Genomic DNA, 942 nt, shown 5'->3' with positions numbered 1-942 from the left:
TATGTGCACTATCCGCTGGATGATTTACTGGCGGTACTGGCGCTGGAGAGCCAACGCCAGCGCTGTCTGGTCGTGGGGGAAGATCTGGGGACGGTGCCGGCCGAGATTGTGGATAAACTGCGCGATAGCGGCGTTTACTCTTACAAGGTGCTGTTTTTTGAACAGGATGAGCACCATCACTTTCGCGCTCCGCTCGATTACCCGCGCCAGTCAATGGCGACCATCACCACGCACGATCTGCCCACGTTGCGCGGCTTTTGGCAAAACGTCGATCTGTCATTGGGCAAAGAGCTGGGTCTCTATCCTGATGAACGCGCGTTGCAGCAGCAGATTGAACAGCGCGATAGCGCCAAGCAGGGGCTGCTCGATGCGTTGCATCAGTATCAGCTGTTACCGCAGCGCGTCGGGCGCAATGCGGCGTTAACCGCGATGGGGACGCAACTGAGTCGCGGTGTGCAGCGTTATCTGGCGGACAGTCGCAGTGCGCTGCTGGGGTTGCAACTCGAGGATTGGCTGGATATGGCGACACCGGTCAATATTCCCGGCACCACGCGTGAATACCCCAACTGGCGGCGCAAGCTGAGCAGAACGGTGACGTCTATTTTCAGCGATCGCCATCTGGAACGCTTGATTCGCGATCTCGATCTGCGGCGTGGTCTAGCGTTGCCACCGGAAGCGGCGAGTGAAACCCGTAAGAATTGATGGATTGGCTGACGAGCACTCCCCACACTGGCGTGGGGAGTCGGGCGATAGGATTATCGTGCGATCAATAGTAAGAATGTTCGCCGCGCTGGTGTTCTGTCAAATCGCGCACGCCTTTCAGCTCAGGGAACTTCTCTAACAGCTCTTTGTCGATGCCTTCTTTCAGCGTGTAATCGACCATTGAACAGCCGTTGCAACCGCCGCCGAATTGCAGGATAGCCAAGCCATCATCGGTGATTT

2 protein-coding genes are annotated in these 942 nt (G+C 57.0%); one reads left to right on the top strand and one right to left on the bottom strand.

Annotated elements, in window-relative coordinates; genetic code table 11:
* Positions 1 to 702 (top strand): 4-alpha-glucanotransferase (malQ, locus tag J5224_RS30420; protein WP_264628766.1); only part of this gene is annotated, 702 nt, incomplete at its 5' end.
* Between the two features lie 64 nt (positions 703 to 766).
* On the opposite strand, the gene J5224_RS30415 is transcribed toward malQ, so the two are convergent.
* Positions 767 to 942 (bottom strand): NifU family protein (locus J5224_RS30415; RefSeq protein WP_264628767.1); only part of this gene is annotated, 176 nt, incomplete at its 5' end.

Source organism: Candidatus Symbiopectobacterium sp. NZEC135 (assembly GCF_025962695.1).
Note: the sequence above shows the minus strand (reverse complement) of the source record. Positions and strands in the feature narration are given on the sequence as shown.